Raw genomic sequence first — 22,644 nt, 5'->3', positions numbered from 1 at the left:
AACAATCTTTTATTATGAAAACCAGACTTCTTTTACTCCTTGTCGCCGCAGCGACGCTGTGCGGATGCGACCACTCGTATTACAAGTTTGCCTATTATACTTTTATAAATGGAACAGACAAAACCATTATCGTTACGCTCTATGATCAGACTTATTATAGTGATGAATGGGGACCGGGAAAAAACCCAAATGCTAAGCCGGTCTACAACTTTACAATCACTCCCGGGGGAGAATTCACTAAGATATTGACGCCGCCTCCTACGGGAGGATTTGGTACAAATATAGCTGATCCTTTCGATGACTTAAAATTTGAAGGTCTTTCTATATCTAACGGAGAATGGGAAGTCGGAGATATGGTTGGAGCATATTTATACCATGCGGAGAACTACGATATAACCAAAGAAACCAAAGATGTTGTATACCTTCAATATATTTTCACAGAAGAATTTTTCAAAAGAGGATATCCAATATTAACGGAATAAAAGCCTACAAAATTGTCTAACTTTAAAATTACTATTATATGAGAAACTTTTACCTGTTACTGCTTTCGGGGCTGCTCTTGGCGTCGTGCGTCAAGGAGGAGCTTCCTCAGCCGTCGGAGGGCGAAGAATCTTTCACGGCGGCCGTCACCCGCTCCACCGGAGAGAAGGACCCGTACAAACTGTCGCTGGTACAGGAGGTGCTCGACGCCAAACTCGCCCAAACGGGACAGCCGAGAATCGTGTTGGAACCTACCCACCAATACGTATGCTTTTCTCCGACCGATTCGGCCCAGGTAGCCCGGCTGGAGGCGCTCGACCTGATTACGTCCTATAATCCTGTCGGCGAAGAAGGTAAGCCGATTCCCGAACCCGATGAAGATTCTCAAGGTGAGATTCTACCGCTTTACTCCGTGGTTCCAATCGGTTTCCAATTCCCGGAGGATATCCCCTATACGAAGATTTATGATGTCTATATTCAGAGTCTCGGCGGCGCAGGGTCTGCGTCCGGTTCGGAAGAGCAGCTCTCGACCGACCTGTTCAAAGATGTCCTGACTCAGACGCTGGCCGCTACGGGACACACTTCTGTCGCAACGCGTGCAGGCGAATCGCAGCAAGAGTGGAACCCTTCGGCAAGATTCCGGTTTCACGTCGATGTAGGCGACAACAGCGACACGATACTCCCCTTAAAACAGCTCAACGTAGTGGTCGTACAGGGCAGCAATCAGAAACGATATTATACCGATGCTGACGGGAGGATTACAGTAACCGATAAGTTCATAGGCCCCGTAGATTATCAGGTCGTATGGGATTCCCACCATTTCGTCATCCGGCAGGGCAATACATGGACGAGGCGCGGTTCTTGGTGTAAGGGACACACGGAGCCGCTCGATACGGTACTGACGTCGCAGTGCGGTCTCGATTATTTCCTTGCAGGTTCTCACCGTGCGCTGACAGCCTATTATACCGAACCGAATCACGTTCCGGGACTGGTCAGGGAACAGAAACTGCTCAATATAGGAATCGTCGATAAAGAAACGCCATTTAAGTGGGAAGGCAGATACGTTCCTATACTTACTGCCGTAATAGGAGAACACGCTTTGACCATGTATGCAAAATCCCGTGTTGGGGGCTATCACTCGTCCAAAAGTGCAATGCAAACGACCTTTCACGAATTGGGACACGCATCGCACTACTATAAGGATGCCGGCAGTTACAGTGCCATGTATCTTTTCGGTCGAAGAAAAGACATGGAATCTTGGGCTAACGGCGTTTCGTATGCTTATACGCGTGCATTGCTGGGGGAGGAATACGAATGGAGTGGCACTACCAATGAAGAATATACCAGACTTATAGAGTGCCTGTTACTGAACGGCTTTACGATGGAGCAGATTCAGTACGACTTTTACGGTTCGGACGATTGGGGGCACTGGCAATCGAGAATCCGTGCCAGAAACGACAAACAGATAAGCGACCGATTAGTGAACCTTATCTTCGACAATCCGAACAAATATCATTTCGATATGAGGAATATGGCCGAGGTTTCGGATACCCGGATACGGCTTTACCAACCCGTCCGACTTAGGATGAAAGACCAAACACCGTTTTCTGCAACCTGGGAGATAACGGACGGTACGGGCGCCACGATACTGAATAACAATACTTCCCAACTTCTGGTATGCTTTACCGAACCGGGAGAAAAGACCCTGCGTGCCACAGTAGAGCTGGCACCGGGCATCGAAGAGACGTTCGACAAGACCGTCACCGTCTCAAACACGAGCATCGTTTCGGTACCCGGAACCGCTACGGAGGGTTATCCGGTCACGGTTTCGGTGATGGATTTGGAAATCTGTCCGGATGCGAAAGTCACGGAGTGGTCGGTGGTTCAGGGCGACGCAACCATTACGCCGAAGACGGACAGAAGCGCCCAGTACACTTTCAGACAGCCGGGAAATATGACCGTCAAGCTAAAGATACAGTTCCAGCCAAACGGCCCCGAAGTGGAATACACCGCTCCGATACGCGTGCAGCCATTGGATGTTTACAGCGTATTCGGAGTCATCAACGCACCGGAGACCTACGCCTACAACACCACCTACCGGGCCAAATATATGGGGACGGAAACGAACGTCGAAATAGTGGATGTAGAGGCCGACCACCGGACACATTACCCGTACTATCCTTTCGATACATGGAGTTATAACAAATCCACAAGAACGCTGTCTTTCCTTATTCCCGACCACCCGTTGACTTTCGATTACAAACTCATCATACACTACAAGGTAAACGGAGTGGAAGTAGAAGAACCGGCCATACTCATCGTATCGAATTTCCCGGATACGCCTGCGTCTCAAACGACGGGCACGACAATCGGCGAATAGGAAACGGACAAAAGTCCAATCGACCGGACGACGGTTCAGATGTCCGGAATAACAGCGGACGGCCTGTCCGAATAATCGTCATCCTGCGAAAGGTCGGATTGATTTCAATACCTGCTGTTTCCAGCAACGAACGAAGCCGGAGTTTCCTCTCCGGCTTCGTTTTTACAGTGCGTCTACAACGGATACGCCGCGCAATTCAGCTATTTCCGTTTCTTTCCCTTGGCCGGACGTTCCCACCGGTTGCCGTCTTTCTCGAAAAACGACCAGTCGAATCCGCCGCTGCCTCCCTCTTCCGATTCAAAAGAGAATGCCGCATCCACCCGTCCGGCATCCCGTCCGGAAGAGGGGAACGGTTTTCCCTTTCCGGCCGGTCGTTCTCCGCGACCGCTGTCCGGCCGCCCCTTTTCTTTCTTCGGACGCTTCCCGCGCTCCGCAGCAACATGCTCCGCCCCATCGCAGGAACGACGCTCCCACCCGACCGACCGGCCCGTCTCCCGCTTCCCGCGGATAGGTTCCTCCCTGGCTGCAACCTCCTCCCCGACATGCTCCTTTTCCCGGCCGCGCGGTCCGTCGGACCCGCCGACCGATTGGGCTATCTCCGCCAGAGGACGCGTACCGCGGCGCAGTTTGTTCAGCCGACGCACCACCTGCTCGGCATCCTCGAAGGGAACGCTGACGAAAGAATAGCTGTCGCCGAGCTTCACATCGTTGATATGTTTGTCCCGCAGGCCGCACTCGCGTTTGAGCAGGGCCACGAGTTTCCGTACGTCGTAACCGTCTTTCCGGCCGACGGCGAGGAAGAGCCGCGCCGTTCCCCGCCTGTCTACCGAGAAGGAGCGTATTTCCGGATAGTTCGACTCGTCGAGCTCGCTCCGGAAAGCGAGGCGCAGCAGGGCAGCCAACGCCACTTCCGGCGTATAGGCAGCCAACAGCTCCTCGGCCATATCGCCGTAATCCGCATAGTTGTCCCCCTCGACGATTTCCCGCAGTTCCTCCTTGATGCGCTGCCTCTTGACGGCCACAATATCCTGCGGCGTAGGCAAATCCTGCCTGCGGATGTCGGCCTTGATATCGCGGCGCAGGAAGCCGAACTGCCGCATCTCCGAAGAGGAGATGAACGTAATGGCCGTTCCCTGATTCCCGGCCCGGCCTGTACGCCCGATGCGGTGCACATAGCTTTCCGAATCCTGCGGCAGCGAATAGTTGATGACGTGCGACAGGTTGTTGATGTCGATACCCCGCGCCGCCACGTCCGTAGCCACGAGGATATTTACCTGCCTGTTACGGAATTTACGCAGTACCTTTTCACGCTGTGCCTGCGACACGTCGCCGTGCAGGCCCTCGGCCGCGTATCCCCGTTCGAGAAGCCGGTTCACCAGCTCGTCCGTCCCCACCTTCGTGCGGCTGAAGACGATGCCATAAAATTCGGGAGTGATGTCGATGATACGCGTCAGGGCGTCGAACTTGTCCGCTTCGCGCACCTCGAAATAAATCTGGTCGGTCAGGTCGGCCGTCAGCCGGGCCGATTCCACGCGCAGCATCTCCACGTCGCGCATGTAGGTCCGCGAAAGGTTCACGATACGCTGCGGCATGGTCGCCGAAAAAAGCAGGACGCGCCGCTCTCCGGGCGTATGCGACATAATTTCCTCGACATCCTCGATGAATCCCATGTTCAGCATTTCGTCAGCCTCGTCCAGCACGAGGTAGCGGATGCCGGACAGGTCGAGCGTCCCGCGCCGGATGTGGTCGAGCACGCGCCCCGGCGTCCCCACCACAATATCGGCCCCCTTCGCCAGCCGCCTGAGCTGTTCGCTCATGGAGGCTCCGCCGTATATGGCCGCGATGGAAAGCCGCTTCTCCCGATTGTAGGAGACCAGCTCCTCGGTCACCTGCAGGGCGAGTTCGCGCGTCGGCACGAGGACGATGGCCTGCACGCTGCCCGCACCGCGCACGAGCTCCTGCAGGATGGGCAAACCGTATGCGGCGGTCTTGCCCGTCCCCGTCTGGGATTGAGCGATAATGTCGTTCCGGCCGTCAAGTAATATGGGAATGGTGAGCTTTTGAATTGGCGTAGGGCGCTCGAACCCTTTCGCTTCGACTGCGGCGAGCATCTCCGGAGAGAGCCCGAGCGAGCCGAAATCTTCGTTTTCGGTCATCTTTTATCTTTTACGAACCGCAAAGATACTCAAATAAACCGCATTTACACAAAACGGCAGCGAGGCTTACCGCCCACTGCCGTTCTTCTTCCTTCACCCGAAAGCGCTGCAGCCTCCCGGATGCAATGCGACTACTCGGCTACCGCCGTATCGGCCTCTTCGACAACTACGGTCTCGGCACAGCAGTCAGCACATTTGCAATCTTCGCATTTGCACTCCTCGCACTTCTCTGCCGGGCATTTGCAATCCTCACACGATGCGCAGTTCTCACACTTCGCAGCTTTGGCGCAACTGCACCCTTCGCAAACACACTTCTCGCAAGTGCACACACCCTCGGCGCATTTGCACTCCCCGCATTTGCACTCCTCGCAGGGGCAGGCGGCGCAGCATGCAGTTGCCTCGGCAGCCACCGTCTCGGTCTCAACAACCTGTACTTCCGCAGCCTTCTTGGCGTTCCTGTTACCGCATGCGGTCATCACGAAAGCGGCCATAGCCACGATGCAAACGAGCGTTAACTTTTTCATGGTCTTTAAATTTTAGTAGGTTATTATAATGAATTAATACGGTAAAACCCGTGTCACTGCCGCAACGGTATCGGCCTGCAGGCCGGATTCCGGTACCGGAACCGGTTCTTCCCGCAGCAACTCCTCGACGGGGATGCTTCCCCGCCAGAGAAACGCGGTACTGAAACTCTTCCGCACCCTGTCCCACAGCATCAGCGCTTCGTCAATCGTGATGCAGTTACCCACGGTCACGATATAGGAAGGATTTTCGTAAACGAGAAAGGTTGGTATACCGGGAAACTCGCTGCGGAAACGCTCCTGCGTAGCCAATGCCTCGCTGCGGGCATTCTGTCCGTTATCGAAAAATATCCGGATACGGTAACCGGGAATCTCGGTCGGCCGGTCGCTGTTGTCGTAGCGCCGCACGGCCTCGACTGCGGAACCGTACTCGCGAACCGTCACCACGGCATCCGTCGATTCGCCGGGCCGGGCCAGCCGGGCCTTGAACGTCCCTATCCCCTGCCCTGCGGCCGGGAAAGAGAGGAGCAGCGCCAGAAGTGCGACCGTACCGTATGCCAACAATTTCATCCTCATAACACACAATTCAAGCGCCGCGAAAGGACGATACGCTTTCCCCGAAATACCTCAGAAACTCCGACAGAGGCATCTTCTCCACTCCGAACGTTTTCTTCAGGCATCCTGCCTTCACCGTCACGCCTCCCGTTACGAAGAGCAGCGGCGCATTTCCCTCGATGTCTCCCAAAACGGCGAGTGCCTTCAAGGGATTGTCGAGCGAACACTGCAAGGGCACATACAGCTCCGTACGGCATCGTTTCGGCAGATAAAGCTCTCCCTCCACCCGAGCCTTGGCGATACGGCCTCCGTCCCGGGAGGTGAGGACGAACGACGCGTCGCGCACCGTGATGTTCCTGCCGGAGGTGTTCTCGACGAGCAGCACGACGCCCACACGGGGCGACGCCTCCATCGAAACCTCCACGTCGGAGATACCTTGGAAGATGACGGCATCCCTCCTCATGCACCCCTGCAATGCCAGGAGTGCGGCGAGCGCCGCGACGAATATGCAAATCTTTCCTCTCATTCCTTTCTGCCCTCGTAAATATAGGCGATTCCGCGCATCTGGCGGCGGGAGCGGCACGCTGCGAACCCTGCCTGCCCCATCAATCGCAAAAATAGTAAATTATCCGGAAAATGGTCCACCGATTCGGGAAGATAGGTATAAGCCGAATCGTCCTTCGATATCAGGCGCCCCACCAACGGCAGGATACGGTGGAAATAGAACCGGTACAGCGGGCCGAAACAACGTCCGCGGGGCGTCGAAAATTCGAGGATACAGAGCCGGCCGCCGGGGCGAAGCACCCGGAAGGCTTCGGCGAGACCGGCCTCGATGCTGCCGAAATTGCGAATTCCGAATCCGATGGTCACCGCATCGAACGTCCCGTCGGGAAAGGGCAGTTGCTCGGCATCGCCCTGCACCAGTTCGATACGGTCGCAAAGTCCCCTGCGGGCCACCTTGCCGCGCCCCACGGCGAGCATCTCGCCGGAAAGGTCGATACCGGTTATCCGGGCCGCTGGAAGACGGCGGGCCAGGGCGACGGCTACATCGCCCGTCCCTGCGGCTACATCGAGTATGGCAGCCGGCGTACCGGCCGCCACGACGCCGACCATACGCCGCCGCCACAGTCTGTCCACCCCGAACGAAAGCAGGTGGTTCAGCAGGTCATATCTGGGGGCGATGCTGTCGAACATCTCGCGCACCCGCGTTTTTTTGCTGTTCTCTTCCATCACATCACTGATAACGCATGGTCCGCTCCGGTCTGACCGCCGAAACGGCCCGTGCCGGAATGACCATCAGGACAAGCATCACGAGGGGCACCCCGACATTCAGGGCAAACCACCACTCCCATCCGAAATGTACCGGGACACGGGAAAGCATGTACCCCGTACTGTCGAGCCGTATCAGCCCGGTATATTTCTGCAGCAGCGCCAGCCCTATCCCGACGACATTTCCCCACAGCATCCCGCGGAACACGATGGCCAGCGAGCGCAGCATGAAGACCTTCTGCACGGCCCGGTTCCGCATACCCAGCGCTTTCAGCACGCCTATCATGGAGGTCTTTTCGAGGAGGATTATCAGCATCGCCGATACCATGTTCAGAAAGGCCACGAGCAGCATGATGACGATGATGACCGCGGCATTGACGTTGTGGGCGCGAAGCCAGTCGAAAGTATTGGGATTGAGACTCACGATATCCTCCACCTTCAACACGTCGGAAGTGCGGTCGGCGTTATCGAATACGGCCCCGTAGACCGCCTCGGCGAACTCGTCAAGCCGGCTGAAATCGGTGGTCATGACCTCGTAACCGGTCACCTGTTCCCCGTTCCAGCCGTTGAGCCGCTGCACGTTCCGGATATCGGTAAAGGTCATGGCGTTGTCGAGCTCTTCCATACCGGTGGAGTAGATGCCGCACACCTTGAAGCGGTCGCGCCTGACGGGCCGCGAGGAACTGATGAAGAGCATCTCTACCCGGTCGTCCACGGCGAGCCCCAGCATCCGGGCAATATTGGCGGAGACCAGCAGCTCCTTACTCCGTACCTCCCCTCCCACGGCAGGAAGCGAACCGACGACAAGATGTTCCTGCAGGAAAGCGGTATCGTAATCGGGACCGATACCTTTCAGCGCCACGCCCTGTATCGCTTCCGGCGTCTTTATCATCCCCCCCTTCACGGCATAGGGGGCCACGGAGGCGAAGCGCGGCAGACGGGCGACGGATTCCATGAGCGCAGTATCCACCGTCACGGGGTCGGTTTCGAGCGAGGCGTTCGAGTGGAGGCTCACTATCCGGACATGGGAACCGAACCCGACCAGCTTGGCCGTCACCTCCCGCTTGAATCCCGTCACGACCGCCAGTGCAAGTATCATGACGGCCATGCCTACCGCCACGGTAAGCGTGGCGATGCGCACCATGATATTCTCCCGCCCCCCCTTCCGGGAGGAGATGCGACGGGAGATAAACAGCTCTGTATTGATATGCGACATGACAGTACGGTCCGATAACTCTGAAGAGGGCGGCGCCGGACATAATCCGCACGGGACATACCCGATGCTCCCGCCTCCGTCCGCAAAATTAAACCAAAAAACGGGGGTTGAGCGAAATCGGACGGCAAAATTGCATATCCGCCGCTTTATTCGTAGTTTTACCGGAAATATGAAAACTCCAATTCCGTCATGAAAAAAGTTGCGATGATAACCGGAGCGACCTCCGGTATAGGAGAAGCGACGGCAAAGCTGTTCGCACAGACAGGCGATTACGACCTCATCATAGCGGGCCGTCGAGCCGACCGGCTGAAAGCGCTCAAAAAGGAGCTGAAAGAGGCCTACGGCACGAAGGTACACGTCATGAGTTTCGATGTCAGGGACTACCAGCGGGGCCTGGCCGCCCTGGATTCCATGCCCGAGGAGTACCGCCGTATCGACATTCTCGTCAATAACGCCGGCCGCGCCACCGATCTGGTAAAGTTCCAGGAGGGCGATATCCGGAACTGGGACGAGGTAATCGACATCAACATCAAAGGGTTCATCTACATGGCCCGCATCGTTTCGGAGCGGATGGCACAGCAGGGCGGCGGACATATCGTCAACCTGGGTTCGATAGCCGGCACCGAGGCGTACGAGGCGGGCAACGTCTACTGCGCGACGAAACACGCCGTACACGCCCTCAGCCGCGGCATGCGCATCGACCTGCTCGGCACGGGCGTCAAGGTCACGGAGATACGTCCGGGCAAAGTGGAGACGGAATTCTCGCTGATACGCTTCCACGGCGACAAGGAGAAGGCCGACAAGGTATACGAAGGCATCCGCCCGCTGCGGGGGGAGGACATCGCCCGCACCATCCTCTGGGCGGTCACGCAGCCGCCCCACGTCAATATCGACGAAATCGTGGTGACACCCGTATCGCAGGCCAACTCCTACTACAACAAGAAAGAGATGTAAGCCTCCGCCGAAAGAAACGGCACGGCAAACGATTTAGCGGGGAGGCAACGCAATAGCCTCCCCGAAGCGCCGTTATTGATACAGAAACCAATAAACAGGAATTAACGATGACAATAGAGTGGTGGCTGCTGATAATCATCGGGATTGTCGGCCTTATCGTACAGGGACGGTTGCAGTCCGTATTCTCCAAATACTCCAAGGTACCGATGACAGGAGGGCTGACGGGCCGTGAGGTGGCGGAAAAGATGCTGCGCGACAACGGCATCTACGACGTCACCGTGACCTCCACGCGGGGACACCTTACCGACAACTACAATCCCACGAACAAGACAATCAACCTGAGCGAAAGCGTCTACGCTTCCAACAGCATCGCGGCTGCGGCCGTGGCCGCCCACGAAACGGGACACGCCATACAGGATGCCTACGGGTACGCCCCCCTGCGTGTGCGCTCGGCGCTCGTGCCGGTCATCAGCTTCGCATCGCAGTGGTCTTTCCTGCTCATCATTGTCGGCATCATCCTCATCAACACCATGCCGGCCATCTTTTGGGCCGGCATCGCCCTGATAGCCCTCTCGGCAATCTTCTCGGTCATTACGCTGCCGGTGGAGTACAATGCCTCCAACCGGGCCATGCAGTGGCTGGAAGCGAGCGGCACGCTCCACGGCGAAGCGCTCCAACAGGCCGGAACCGCCCTCCGATGGGCCGCACGCACCTACCTCGTCGCAGCCCTGAGCGCCATCGCCACCCTCCTCTACTACATCGGGTTCGCGCGAAGAGACTAACGCCGACACCAACTATCAAACAGATGCAGGGAGACGGAAATCCGTCTCCCTGCATCTGTTTTGCGGCGCAGACAATGACCGCTTTTCCATCTTCCGAACCGGCTTCGCCGACACCACCGCGCAATCTTCCCCACTTTCCGAATAACTTAAAGAGGCCGTACCGTTCTGAACATATCTGTTCAGAACGGTACGGCCTCTTTAAGTCTAACCCCACCCGGACGAGACATCGAAAACCGGTGCGAAAAAATCTTCCAGCCCAACCGGTCGCATCCGATACCGATAACAACGCAACGATTTGCGATTTATCTTCCGCTGCCATAACCGACTTGTGCGGATAAAGGGACTCGAACCCCCACGCCTTTCGGCACCAGATCCTAAGTCTGGCGCGGCTACCAATTACGCCATATCCGCAGTGCGTGACAAAAATAGCTTTTTTTGCCGTCAATGACAAATCGCAGCAGAAGCGTTCCAGTTCCATCCATCCTCCTGCGCAGCCGAGACGACTGCAGAAGCCCCCCTTTCCACCTCTGTCCTTTTCTTCCGGCCGCCTTCCCCTCTCTCTGCCCGTGCGGACACAAGCCGCACCTCCGACCGGAATGAGACGAGCGAAGACAGCACAAAGCCCCTTTCGGAAAGGCAAAACCAAGGCGCAAACACAAAAGGTCGGAAACAGAAACCGATACGGCTCCGAAACCCGTTCCGCTTCCGTCGGTTCGGGACGACGACAAAAAACGGGCACCCTCACCGGGTACCCGCCTGTTCGTCACCGCCGAAGCGGCCGCTATGTCCGATTAGAAGAAGAGGCTGAGGCCCACTGCCCAGGTATTCTTCACCGGGCTCTCCTTACCTGCAATCCAGTATGAAGCATCGACCCTCACCGGACCTACTGCCGCACCGAGCCCCACGGTAGCGTAGCTGCCGCCGATGGATTTCTCGTCACCGTAGTGATAACCGGCACGGAGGAAACCGTGTTTCAGGAAGTTGTACTCCAGACCCAGACCGGCGGTAAACGACGCATCGGTCGAAGGCATGAAGGTATAGCCGAGGTCGAGAGCTGCGAGCAGCTTGTGGTTTTCGGAGAAAGGCATGTCGATAGAACCGCCCAGCTTAGCGTAGGCAGGCATCGCTATCGGATTGGAAGGCACCGAGATATCGAGTTTGGTACCTACGTTGCTGACGTTGAGGCCCACCGCCCAGGTCGAACCGTAGAAAGATTCGATGGTATTTTCATAGTAAAATCCCAGGTCGAAGGTAAACGCATTGCCGGCCTTGTAATAGTCGCTGCCGAACTTCGTATAATCCGAACGGATATACCTAGCAGTCAGCGACATGGTGAAGTTATCCACAATCCTGCGCGTATAACCGATGCTGACAGCCATATCGTTGGGACGGAAAGAATCGCCCGCAACGGCATCGTCACCTGCGATAATGCTCTTGGGACCGTTGAAATAACGGAAGCCGAGGGAGAAACCGTTGTTTTCGTCGAGGTTGAAATAACCGCCTACCGCATGGGTAGCAACGCCCTTATTGTAATCGGGCATCACGGGGTTGTAGGAATAGCCGAAGCCCATCCGTTTTTCGCTGAGGAGGTTGGATGCGGCATTGCCGAATATTCCGAAAGGATTGTCGTTCACTGCGGTAGTTGCCATACCCATACCGGCGGCGCGGGGGTCGGCGCTGTTAAGCAGTGAAGACGCAGCGCCCGAGGGAGCATTGTCCTGAGCGAACACAGTTGCAGAAGTACCGCAAAAAAGTACCGTACAAATTGCTCCGAGCAAGATTTTTTTACTCATAGTCAGAGATTTAGATTATTATAATTTACTTTAGTTGATGACATATCGCATAAGTCACAATAGACAAAAATAGTAATTTTTTTTAAACTTGATTAAACGATGCACAAAAATACCCGAATTTGGGCGATACGGCATCCGGTCCATCCGTTCCGGAGCGGATACCGGACGGCAAAGAGATACGGAAAGACACCGTACGGAACATCTTCCGTACTGCATATACCATCAACCACTCCGATATATGACACATTCAGGCCTCCAAAACGCATCCGGAACGCCCGAAAACGGCATGTGCCGTTACTTTATAGGTAACGGCACATAACACAACGCAAATATAGCTGTTTTTTGCAACCGCGCAAAATAATAGTTGTTTTTTTTATTATGTGGCGATAAATCAATGTATTCAAAACAAATGCGGTACTATGGAACAGAAATCGTTATTGCAAACGCTATCATCTATCATACAGGAGCTTAAAGAGAACGGACAATGGGGTACGGCCCACGTCTACCAAAGCGCGTACAATTCGTTCGCCCTGTTCTCCTGCTGCCGGGACATCCCGTTCAAGAAATTCACCCCGGCGCTCCTGAAGGATTTCGAGATATACCTCCGCAAACGCAAATGCAGTTGGAACACCGTCTCCACCTACATGAAAGTGCTGCGGGCCACCTACAACCGGGCCGTGGACGAAGGCTACGCCAGCTATGTCCCACGGCTCTTCCGGCACGTACAAACGGGGGTCTCCTCCGAGCGGAAAAAGTCGCTGGAAGCCTCCGACATGGGAGGGCTGATGAACGGCAAGGGCGAGGAACTCTCCGCAGGAATGGAGCGCACGCTGGCCATTCTCCAGTTGATGTTCATCCTGCGCGGCATCCCGTTCGTAGACCTCGCCTACCTGCGCAAAAGCGACATCCAAGGCAATATATTAAGGTACAGGCGACGCAAGACGGGCAGACGACTCACCGTAATACTGACACCGGAGGCCCTGAAGCTCATCGACACCCTGTCGGATAAAAGGGAGGAATCGCCTTATCTGCTGCCGTTCCTCACCAGTCCGGAAGGGAGCGAGGAGGCTTACCGTGAATACCAGCGTGCGCTGCGGAGTTTCAACCGGCAGCTCGCCGCGCTCGGGGAACGGTTCGGCGGCTCGACACCCATCAGCACCTACACGATACGGCATACATGGGCTACCATGGCCTACTACTGCGAAATACATCCCGGCATCATCTCCGAGGCGATGGGACACTCCTCCATAGCGGTCACCGAGACCTACCTCAAACCGTTCCGGGACGACCGGATTGACGAAGCCAACCGGGAAGTGATATCCTATGTAAAAAAACAGGCCCGGAAAAACTCCGGCCGATAAACGTTCGGCCCGGTTGCCGGAGCCGCTTCCCCCGGCTGCCGGAAACCGGATACGAACAAATCCGCGACTTTTCTCAACTGCGACGGTCGGTCCGGGGAGATGCGTTTCCCCGGACAGGCTGTCTCTGTCCGTATGCAACCGTACCACGACCCCATATCCGAAACGGCCTCCGGTGAGGATACAGGGACATGTGCCGTTACCTATAAAGTAACGGAAAACACACGGGGATAATTGAGCCAACCGCTGACAAGGCCACATTTTCTTTTTTAAAATTTATAAATTTTAAACTTTTGTGTCATGAACAAAAAATTTCTAAGCTTATTTCTGTGCGGGGCATTGGTGTCCGGTTCGGCAGGGATGTTCGTGTCCTGTAAGAATTACGACAGCGACATCGCCAGTCTGGACGACCGTATCACCGCTGTCGAGAAATCGGTCAGCGAACTGAAAGCGCAAATCAGCGCCGGCGCTGTCATCACCGATGTGACTCCCACCGAAAACGGCGTCAAGGTAACGCTGAGCAACGGCAAGACCTTCGAACTTACGAACGGCAAGGATGGTGCCAACGGCACCAACGGCTCGAACGGAGCCGACGGTCAGGACGGCAAGCCCGGTTCGGTAGTGACCATCGGCGACAACGGCAACTGGTTCATAGACGGTGTAGACACCGGTTACGCATCCAAGGGTGACAAGGGTGACAAGGGCGACCAAGGTGACAAGGGTGACAAGGGTGACAAGGGCGACCAAGGTGACAAAGGTGACCAAGGTGACAAAGGTGATAAAGGCGATACCGGAGATAAAGGTGATAAGGGCGATACCATCTACTATTATCCGGGCACCGAAGGCGAGGAGAACGGCTTTTGGGTAGAGGTGACCCGTGACGGCGTTACCGGCAACGAAACGAAACGCATCCTCACCGAAACGTGGCTGCCGCTCGGTACCGTAACCGCAGTATGGGACAGCGAAAACGGTTACCTGACGCTTTACAACGTGGATGGCGCTACGGAAGAGGAACCCGTACGCATCCCGCTCTATACCCATCTGCAGTCGATTGCTTTCGTGCCGCAGGTTATCGACACGAAACTGGGTATGGGCGTGATTGACTTCTACACCATCACCCGGGCAGGTGAATTCATCGCTGCCAACGACGCACAGGTCACCTACCGTCTGAATCCGCAGAACGCAAAGGTTTTCGATATCGAGTGGTCGTTCATCGACCGCACGGTTGAAACCCGCGTTGCAGGCGACAACGCCGACCTGCTCACCATCGTCTCCAGCGAAGCGGGCGAACTGGGCGGCATGAACTTCACCGTCAAGGCCAACGACGCGCTGAAAAGCCTGAAGGAGAATCAGGAAGCCATCGTAGCCCTGCAGGCCCTCAATACGGAGAACAATACGGAAATCGTCTCCGACTATGCAGCGGTGAAGGTGACCGAACTGAAAGATTTCGTCATCATCAACAAAACGAAGCTGAAATACGACGAGCAGCAGAAGGTGGACTATGACGAATCCGACATCGTAACGCTCGGCTGGACTACTCCCGCCTTCGACGAAGCTGCCGATGCCTATTTGAAATACGATGCGTCAATCGACCTCCACACCGTCGTGGAAACGTATGCCAAGGAGATTGAGAAGGTACTCACCGATGCGACCGTACGTTTCGAACCCATCTACGAGTTCCGTAAACCCGCCTCGTACATATCGCCCGAGGACGGCAATACCGACCAGCAAAAGTTCGTAACGCTCGACGAGAAGACCGGCATCGTGACTGTGGACAAGGAGTGGCTCGCACAGGGTACCGCAGCGGTAGGCCGTACCCCCATATTCGAAGTATACGCGTTCGTGAATGACAAGGCAATCGCCAACGCCTACATCAAACTCGAAATAACCAAAGACGACGTCGCTCCGGAAGACAAGGAGGACTTCGAGAAGACCTGGAACATCAACCACGGAGAGGCCATCGAGTATGCGGACATCGACCCGAACACGGGCTATACCGAACACTACGACTGGGCTACCTTCAACGCCGAAATACTCGATGTACTCGGACTGACGATGGAAGAATTCTCCACGAGGTACAACGATGCCGAGGTAAAATACATAGACCCGGTAAACGGTCCTACGACGCAAATGCCCGACGGCGTAACCATCGACTCGAAGAATCCGGCGGATGTCAATACTTCCACCGAGCTGGCAAACATCCTCATTACCAACAAGGCGAAATTCGGCGAGAAGACCTTCACCCTCACGTATCCTGCGAAGAACAGGAAACAGGACCCGAATATCGTCATCACGCTCGACTACAATATCGAACATGACCTGAGCCACATGCCCGCACTGAACCCCGACTACCTCATCGCCGGTGCAGACCAGACGGTACAGGTTAAAGGCCGGGAAGTAGCCGGTGCATGGAAGCTCGAAGCCGAAATGAAGGAATTCTGCGAAAACTACCTCAACGGTTACGACGTACTCGCAGGCAACCATACCGGTCTCTCCTTCCGGTTCGAGGACAACAGGCTCGAGAACGAAGGTGCCGAAATTACCGGTACGGAGTGGTCCGACCAGGTAATCTCGCTGACCACTCCGCTGACACAGAACGAATCGTACAGGGAGTACAAAGTCGAGATGGTTGCAACCTGCCAGAACGGCGAATGGTGCGAAAAGAGCTTCACCGTACGCTTCGTAAGGCCCTTCAACGCGACGATAGCCGCCGTCGAGCTCCGGACGCTTACCGCTACGGCTGACGAGGCAGACATCGCCGACCTGGTAGTCATCAAGGATACGGACAACAGGGTAGTATACCAGAACGGCGAACTCACGACGCTCGGTACGGATACCTACAAGCTGAATGCCGCAGCCCTGACGTTCGAATACTCGCTTGAATACACGGCCGACAGCGAAGCATCCTTCGGCGGCGGGCTGACGATTGACCCTGCAACCGGCGCACTGACGTGGCTGAACAAGGGCGGCGACCTGCAGACCGACAAACACGCTACCGCCGTAGCCGTTATCACGATACCCGACCTCGCCGCAATCAAGGCGACCGGCACCGTGACGGTACTCTCCACCGAGAACAGCAAAGAGTAGGCAATGACGAAAAGGCTATGGTTGCATAGTCCGGTTTTAGGATAATTAATGTTGGTGCCGGGGTCCCCGAAACGGGGGCCCCGGTTTTTTCATCCCCGCAGCTCGAAGTTCGTTCCCGGCAGGGCGCCTTGCTCCGCGAAATAGGGAGCGAACAGACACGACAAGAGCGAACAGACACGACAAGCGCAGGGCGCATACTCTTCGGTATGCGCCCTGCACTGTCATTTCTCTTTGCAACAAGCAATCTGCGGAGCTATTGCAGTCCGTTGGCGTACATCTTCACGTCATCGACCGTTATCGTATTCTCGCACAGGATAACGAGGCGCTCCACCACGTTGCGGAGCTCCCTGATGTTCCCTGTCCAGGGCAATTTCTGCAGTTCGGCCAGCGCTTCCGCCTCTATCTTCTTGACAGGCACGTTGTATTCGCCGCATATCGTCTCCAGGAAATGGTCCACCAAGATGGGAATATCGTCTATGCGCTCGGCCAGCGTCGGCACACGGATGATGATGACGCTCAACCGGTGGAAAAGGTCTTCGCGGAACTCGCCGCGGGATATTTCGCGGGGAATGTCCTTATTGGTCGCGGCCAGAACACGCACATTCACGTCGATGTCGCGGTCGCTGCCGACGCGCGTTATCTTGCGCTCCTGCAACACGCGCAGCACCTTCGCCTGCGCCGGCAGGGACATATCGCCTATCTCGTCGAGGAACAACGTTCCGTTGTGGGCCTGCTCGAATTTGCCCTTGCGCTGCTTGACGGCGGAGGTGAAGGCCCCTTTCTCATGACCGAACAGTTCGCTTTCGATAAGTTCGGAAGGAATGGCGGCGCAGTTTACTTCGACGAACGGTCCGTCGCGCCGGCGGCTCTTCTCGTGCAGCCAACGCGCCACGAGCTCCTTGCCCGTCCCGTTGGCTCCCATGATAAGTACCCGTGCATCGGTCGGGGCGACCTTGTCAATCAACGTGTTCAGACGCTTGACCGGAACCGATTCGCCCACTATCCTGCCGACATGCGACCGCGCGGCACGCACACGGCGTACCGGGACAACCTCTTCCGGGACGGATTCGGCCTCGTCCGCCGCATCCGCCACGGCGGCAGGCGTCTTGGCCAGCCCCTTGCGCACGGCATCCAGCAGCCGGTTCATGTTGATGGGTTTCGTGACGAAATCGACAGCACCCTGCTGCATAGCCAGAACGGCGCTTTCCGGGCTGCTGTCATGCGACAGCCTTATCCACGGCGTGGAGGTTCTCAGCGGGGAATCGGGCTGTCCGCACAGCAACAGGTCGAAATGCCGGTTCGCATAGACGGTCATGCCGGAAATCGTGTCTTCGGCGACTTCCACCGCATGGCCCTCATACTCCAAACGCTCTTTCAGAGTATTGCGCATGCTGCGCGAAGGATCTATTACCAGTATATTGGCCATAGTCGGAGGTTAAAATGTTACAGCAAAATTTGATTTCCCCAAAAAATCGCATTAACTTTGTACAAAGTTAAGTAATTAGTTTTTCTTGTCAAAAGACATGCTGTTATTTTTCTCCTACCTATCAGCATTTTGACCTCCTGATTTCACATATTTTACCGGACGGATGTCCTACCGAGGAACGGAGCCGGTCATTATCGTGAACAGGCGGTTGCCGTCTTGCGGCAGCGACTAATGATTCATTTTATGGAAAAAAACTATAACATCTACAGGAAAAACCTGCAGCTGCCGGAGTACGGCCGGCACATACACCAGATGGTGGACAACCTGATGGCCATCGAAGACCGCGATGAACGCAACCGCAAGGCACGGGTGGTGATAAACGTGATGGGTAACCTCAACCCCCTCCTGCGGGACACCCCGGAGTTCACCCACAAACTCTGGGACCACATGTTCATCATGTCCGATTTCAAGCTCGACGTGGATTCTCCCTATCCCATTCCCACCTCGATGACGCTGACACCCGTACCGCGCCGCATGGACTATCCCGACGAAAAGGTGGGGCTGAAACATTACGGCAAATATGTCAAGAAGGTCATCCGTTCGCTCGAAGGGGTACGGGACCAGGAGGCCGTACAGGAGGTGTTGGGCGACATTGCCCGCTACATGCGCACCAAAAGTTACGAATACAATCAGGAGCACCCCAACAACGAGGCCATCATCAAGGAGATAAAGCGGATGTCGGATTACCGCATCAGCGTGGACGAGGATGCCCTGAGTCTGATAAAAAGCGAATACAAGCAGGCGCCGGTACGCAGCAAGAAACCGCTCTACGCCAACAAGAAGAACGGCAAGAACAACAAGGGCCCCCAGCGGCACAACTATTCCAAATAAGACGCACAGGGCTGCGGCTGCGGAAACCGGCACGTAATATCGCGCCGTTTTTCGCGTTTTCCTATCAATCGGGTTATCTTTGTACCCCAAACCGACACGTATGAAACACTCTCTTCTTGTACCCGCCCTGGCGGTATGCGCCGCAGCAGCGCTCGCCGTCTCCTGCGACAGCAACAGGGCGAAAGTGTCCGGGCGCATCGCCGGCCCCGAGCGGTGCATGGTGGTGCTCGAACAGATAACGGCCACGGGCGCCGTATCGGTGGATTCGACGGCCACGAACCGCAGGGGCAACTTCCGGTTCAACATCGAACTGCCTCCGAGCGGAACGACATTCTACAATCTCCGGATAGGCGAAGACAGAATACCCCTGTTCGTATCGCCGGGCGAGAAGGTCACCATCTCGTCGATGTACGGCAACCCGGGCGACTACATCATACGAGGGTCGCGCGAATCCATCCTCGTCAAGGAGCTCAATGACATGATGAATGCCGGGGCCGGAAGGCTCGATTCGCTCTCCCGGCTCATCTCCACGACCGACCGCAACGCCGCACGCCGGACAGAGTACATCAAGGAGTACGGCAGGGAGTACAGCCGTCTGAAACGCGAACAGATAAAATTCATCGTAACCAACAGCCGGTCGCTTGCGGCGCTTTACGCCCTTTACCAGCGACTGCCCGACGACAAGACGCTCTTCAACGGCAATTCCGACATCATCTACTACCGGCTCGTAGCCGATTCAGTCTCCAAATACTATCCCGATTCGCCGTACGTGGCCGCGCTCCGATCGCAGGTCGACATGGCCGACGCCAACGAGGAGCTCGCACGCATGGTCAGCGAAAGCATTTGCAATCCGGCTCCCTATCCCGACATCGCCCTGCCGGACATGTACGGCGACGTCCGCCGGCTCTCGTCCATCGGGAACAAGGTCATTCTACTCGACTTCTGGTCGGCCGCAGCACCGGAGGCGGCGATGTACAACGCCGAACTCAAGGAGATTTACAGCCGATTCGCCGGGGAGGGCTTCGAGATATACCAAGTGGGAATAGATACCGACAAACAGGTGTGGATAAACGCCGTACAGGAACAGAGGCTGCCCTGGATTTCGGTATGCGACTTCAAGGGGCCGGCAGGTATCGCCCCGCGCGTGTACAACATCGACAAGGTTCCCGCCAATTACCTCATCGACGGCAACGGCGAAATCGTGGGGCGCAACATCCCGACCGACAAACTCGCCCGCGAGGTGGACAATCTCGTAAGGAGACTGAAATAAAAGGAAGCCATGTACTACTTCGCATCGGACATGCATCTCGGACTGCTACCGGCGCAGGAGTCGCGGGAACGCGAAAAACTGCTCATCGGATGGCTGCGGAGGGTTGCCGCCGATGCCGAAGCCATCTTCCTCGTAGGAGATTTGTTCGATTTCTGGTACGAATACCGGCGCGTCGTCCCGAAAGGTTTCACCCGGCTGCTCGGCACCCTGTCGGAGCTGACCGACCGGGGGGTGGAAATCCACTTCTTCACCGGCAACCACGACATGTGGGCCTACGGCTATCTCCAAACGGAGTGCGGAGTCCATGTCCACGACAAACCCCTCGAAACTCTGCTCTACGGCAAACGATTCTTCATCACCCACGGCGACGACATCACCGCCCGCGAACACGGATTCCCGACGCGGCTCATGAACCGGACTTTCCGGTCGCCCGCCGTCCGGTGGCTCTTTTCCCATCTGCTGCATCCCGACACCGCACTGCGCTTCGGATACGGATGGTCGTCGCACAGCCGCAAATCGAAGGCCGTCACGCACCGCTTCCTTGCCGAAGAGGAACCGATGGTGCGCTTCGCCCGCCGCTACTGTGCCCATGAACCGGTCGATTACTTCGTATTCGGCCACAACCACTGTGCCGAAATCTATCCGCTGGGCAACGGCTCCACCGCCGTATTCCTCGGCGAATGGATAGAACATCCCACCTATGCGGTACTCGACTCCACAGGCAGAGTCAGCCTCAAGCGATATCCCGACAGCGGAGAGACACAACAGGCCCGGAACACCCCGCAGTAGCAAGGAGATATCATCCACCCTCTGCAAAGACCGCACACGGCCGGACGGGGAGACAGTGCCTCCGGCGACGGTACGGAGAGAAGGCCCAATCCGACATACTACAAACCGAGTACACGATATGGCAAGCCCCGGCAAAACTGCGGGTAGCGCCGGATACGGAAAAAACGTTCCCGGCAGCGATGCGCAAAGAAAACCGCCCGGCAGCCGCCACAGACATGAAAGCCGAAAAGGGAAGGATTTCAATCCTTCCCTTTTCGGCTTTCGTATCGTACCCTTTCCCAATACGGCCTCGACCGACGGGACAGGATACCGGTATCTCACTGGGCTCCCTTGCCCTGGATATAGGCGTCGATAGCCGCGGCCGCCTTGCGTCCCGCTCCCATGGCAAGAATAACCGTAGCCGCGCCCGTCACGGCATCGCCGCCGGCAAACACGCCCTCACGGGTAGTAGCCCCTTCGTCGTTCGCAATCAAACCGCCCCAACGCGTCGTCTGAAGCCCCTCCGTCGTGGAGGCGATGAGAGGATTCGGTGAGGTACCCAGCGACATGATGACGGTATCGCACGGAATTTCGAACTCGGAACCCGGAACCGCTTTCGGGGAACGGCGCCCCGACTCATCGGGTTCGCCGAGCTCCATCCGGATGCAGCGCACGCCCCGCACCCAACCCTCCTCGTTGCCGAGAATCTCGAGCGGATTGGCGAGCATCACGAACTGTACCCCCTCCTCTTTGGCATGGTGTACCTCTTCCAGACGGGCAGGAAGCTCCGCTTCGGAACGGCGATAGACGATATAGGCATCGGCCCCCAACCGTTTGGCGGTACGCACGGCATCCATGGCGACGTTGCCACCCCCTACGACCACCGTCCGTTCGCCCACATAGACGGGCGTGTCGGACTCCTCCAGATAGGCTTTCATCAGGTTGTTGCGCGTCAGAAACTCGTTGGCAGAGAGCACTCCGTTGAGGTTCTCGCCCGGTATCCCCATGAATTTGGGCAGACCGGCTCCGGAACCGATGAATACCGCCTCGAACCCTTCGTCGCGCATCAGGCCGTCGATGGTCACGGTACGTCCGACGATGGTATCGGTCTCGAACCGGACTCCCAGTGCCTTCACCTTCTCTATCTCGCGGGCCACCACCTTGTCTTTCGGAAGGCGGAATTCAGGAATGCCGTATTGCAGCACCCCGCCGAGCTTGTGCAGCGCCTCGAACACCGTCACCTCATACCCCATCTTGGCCAGGTCGGCAGCACATGCCAATCCCGAAGGACCGCTGCCGATTACGGCGACCTTGTGCCCGTTGGAGGCGACCGCCACCCGCTGGCTGCTGCCGTGTTCCAATTCCCAATCTCCCACGAAACGCTCCAGTTTGCCGATAGCCACCGGCTCCCCTTTAATGCCGAGCACGCACGCTCCTTCGCACTGTGCCTCCTGCGGACAGACACGGCCGCACACCGAGGGCAGCGAAGAGTCCTCGGCAATGACCGCTGCGGCACCGGCCAGGTCACCGGCCAGCACCTTGGTAATGAAATTCGGTATTTTGATGGAAACCGGACAATGCGCCATGCACTGGGGCTTCTTGCAGTTCAAGCAACGCGAAGCCTCAAGCTGCGCTTCGTTCAGGTCGTATCCGTAACAAACTTCGTCGAAGTTCGTCGCCCTTACTCGGGGATTCTGTTCCCGCACCGGGACGCGGGGAATCTTGTTAGCCATACTCT

18 protein-coding genes and 1 tRNA gene are annotated in these 22,644 nt (G+C 56.5%); 9 read left to right on the top strand and 10 right to left on the bottom strand.

The genetic code is table 11. From position 1 onward, the window contains the following. Positions 1-14 precede the first annotated feature (14 nt). Both BQ5361_RS09440 and BQ5361_RS09435 read left to right on the top strand, forming a co-directional pair. Positions 15-482 (top strand): hypothetical protein, encoded by a 468-nt coding sequence (locus BQ5361_RS09440; protein ID WP_035471195.1) that lies wholly within the window; start codon positions 15-17, stop codon positions 480-482. 38 nt (positions 483-520) lie between these two features. Next, a complete protein-coding gene (locus BQ5361_RS09435; protein ID WP_035471197.1) occupies positions 521-2,860 on the top strand; it encodes a hypothetical protein in 2,340 nt (779 codons plus the stop codon). 200 nt (positions 2,861-3,060) lie between these two features. On the opposite strand, the gene BQ5361_RS09430 is transcribed toward BQ5361_RS09435, so the two are convergent. The 6 genes from BQ5361_RS09430 to BQ5361_RS09405 all read right to left on the bottom strand — a co-directional run bounded on the left by BQ5361_RS09430 (position 3,061) and on the right by BQ5361_RS09405 (position 8,577). Next, positions 3,061-5,016, bottom strand: coding sequence for a DEAD/DEAH box helicase (locus tag BQ5361_RS09430; protein ID WP_074021974.1), 1,956 nt, complete (start codon positions 5,014-5,016; stop codon positions 3,061-3,063). Positions 5,017-5,147: 131 nt separating this feature from the next. Continuing rightward, entirely contained in the window at positions 5,148-5,540 is a 393-nt protein-coding gene (locus BQ5361_RS09425) for a hypothetical protein (RefSeq protein ID WP_022063505.1), read from the bottom strand. A 33-nt stretch (positions 5,541-5,573) separates the two neighbouring features. Beyond that, positions 5,574-6,113 (bottom strand): hypothetical protein, encoded by a 540-nt coding sequence (locus BQ5361_RS09420; protein ID WP_143047553.1) that lies wholly within the window; start codon positions 6,111-6,113, stop codon positions 5,574-5,576. A gap of 10 nt (positions 6,114-6,123) precedes the next feature. Beyond that, positions 6,124-6,618, bottom strand: a complete 495-nt coding sequence (locus BQ5361_RS09415) for a hypothetical protein (protein ID WP_022063503.1) — start codon at positions 6,616-6,618, stop codon at positions 6,124-6,126. Further along, a complete protein-coding gene (ubiE, locus tag BQ5361_RS09410) occupies positions 6,615-7,322 on the bottom strand; it encodes a bifunctional demethylmenaquinone methyltransferase/2-methoxy-6-polyprenyl-1,4-benzoquinol methylase UbiE (protein ID WP_035471201.1) in 708 nt (235 codons plus the stop codon). Before ubiE ends, BQ5361_RS09415 begins: the two co-directional genes overlap by 4 nt. 4 nt (positions 7,323-7,326) lie before the next feature. Next, on the bottom strand, positions 7,327-8,577 hold the full coding sequence (locus tag BQ5361_RS09405; RefSeq protein WP_083389251.1) for an ABC transporter permease: 1,251 nt from the start codon (positions 8,575-8,577) through the stop codon (positions 7,327-7,329). A gap of 189 nt (positions 8,578-8,766) precedes the next feature. Between BQ5361_RS09405 and BQ5361_RS09400 the strand changes: the two genes are divergently transcribed. Together BQ5361_RS09400 and BQ5361_RS09395 are read left to right on the top strand one after the other, a co-directional pair. Continuing rightward, positions 8,767-9,531: an SDR family NAD(P)-dependent oxidoreductase gene (locus BQ5361_RS09400; RefSeq protein WP_022063500.1), complete on the top strand. Its 765-nt coding sequence runs from the start codon at positions 8,767-8,769 to the stop codon at positions 9,529-9,531. 107 nt (positions 9,532-9,638) lie between these two features. Further along, positions 9,639-10,313, top strand: coding sequence for a zinc metallopeptidase (locus BQ5361_RS09395; protein WP_035471203.1), 675 nt, complete (start codon positions 9,639-9,641; stop codon positions 10,311-10,313). A gap of 329 nt (positions 10,314-10,642) precedes the next feature. Here the strand turns inward: BQ5361_RS09395 and BQ5361_RS09390 are convergent. Continuing rightward, positions 10,643-10,724 (bottom strand) — tRNA-Leu (locus tag BQ5361_RS09390). 380 nt (positions 10,725-11,104) lie between these two features. Beyond that, entirely contained in the window at positions 11,105-12,106 is a 1,002-nt protein-coding gene (locus BQ5361_RS09385) for a PorV/PorQ family protein (protein WP_022063497.1), read from the bottom strand. Between the two features lie 419 nt (positions 12,107-12,525). Between BQ5361_RS09385 and BQ5361_RS09380 the strand changes: the two genes are divergently transcribed. Both BQ5361_RS09380 and BQ5361_RS09375 read left to right on the top strand, forming a co-directional pair. Continuing rightward, a complete protein-coding gene (locus BQ5361_RS09380) occupies positions 12,526-13,467 on the top strand; it encodes a tyrosine-type recombinase/integrase (protein WP_035471207.1) in 942 nt (313 codons plus the stop codon). A 297-nt stretch (positions 13,468-13,764) separates the two neighbouring features. Beyond that, positions 13,765-16,551, top strand: coding sequence for a PL29 family lyase N-terminal domain-containing protein (locus BQ5361_RS09375; protein ID WP_154818441.1), 2,787 nt, complete (start codon positions 13,765-13,767; stop codon positions 16,549-16,551). 253 nt (positions 16,552-16,804) lie between these two features. Here the strand turns inward: BQ5361_RS09375 and BQ5361_RS09370 are convergent, their stop codons facing one another. After that, positions 16,805-17,977 carry a sigma-54-dependent transcriptional regulator gene (locus BQ5361_RS09370; RefSeq protein WP_022063494.1) on the bottom strand — a complete coding sequence of 391 codons (1,173 nt, stop codon included), beginning with the start codon at positions 17,975-17,977 and terminating at the stop codon, positions 16,805-16,807. A 243-nt stretch (positions 17,978-18,220) separates the two neighbouring features. Here BQ5361_RS09370 and BQ5361_RS09365 point away from each other — a divergent pair, with 243 nt between their 5' ends. The 3 genes from BQ5361_RS09365 to BQ5361_RS09355 all read left to right on the top strand — a co-directional run bounded on the left by BQ5361_RS09365 (position 18,221) and on the right by BQ5361_RS09355 (position 20,927). Beyond that, a complete protein-coding gene (locus BQ5361_RS09365; RefSeq protein ID WP_022063493.1) occupies positions 18,221-18,868 on the top strand; it encodes a DUF4290 domain-containing protein in 648 nt (215 codons plus the stop codon). 100 nt (positions 18,869-18,968) lie between these two features. After that, positions 18,969-20,138, top strand: coding sequence for a peroxiredoxin family protein (locus BQ5361_RS09360; RefSeq protein ID WP_035471209.1), 1,170 nt, complete (start codon positions 18,969-18,971; stop codon positions 20,136-20,138). A gap of 9 nt (positions 20,139-20,147) precedes the next feature. After that, the gene (locus BQ5361_RS09355; protein WP_022063491.1) at positions 20,148-20,927 is read left to right on the top strand and encodes a UDP-2,3-diacylglucosamine diphosphatase; all 780 of its coding nucleotides are present in this window, start codon (positions 20,148-20,150) and stop codon (positions 20,925-20,927) included. A 317-nt stretch (positions 20,928-21,244) separates the two neighbouring features. Here the strand turns inward: BQ5361_RS09355 and gltA are convergent, their stop codons facing one another. Further along, entirely contained in the window at positions 21,245-22,639 is a 1,395-nt protein-coding gene (gltA, locus tag BQ5361_RS09350; protein ID WP_035471212.1) for an NADPH-dependent glutamate synthase, read from the bottom strand. Positions 22,640-22,644: the final 5 nt, after the last annotated feature.

The sequence above is a fragment of the Tidjanibacter massiliensis genome (genome assembly GCF_900104605.1).
GTDB classification, from domain to species: Bacteria; Bacteroidota; Bacteroidia; order Bacteroidales; family Rikenellaceae; genus Tidjanibacter; species Tidjanibacter inops.
Note: the sequence above shows the minus strand (reverse complement) of the source record. Positions and strands in the feature narration are given on the sequence as shown.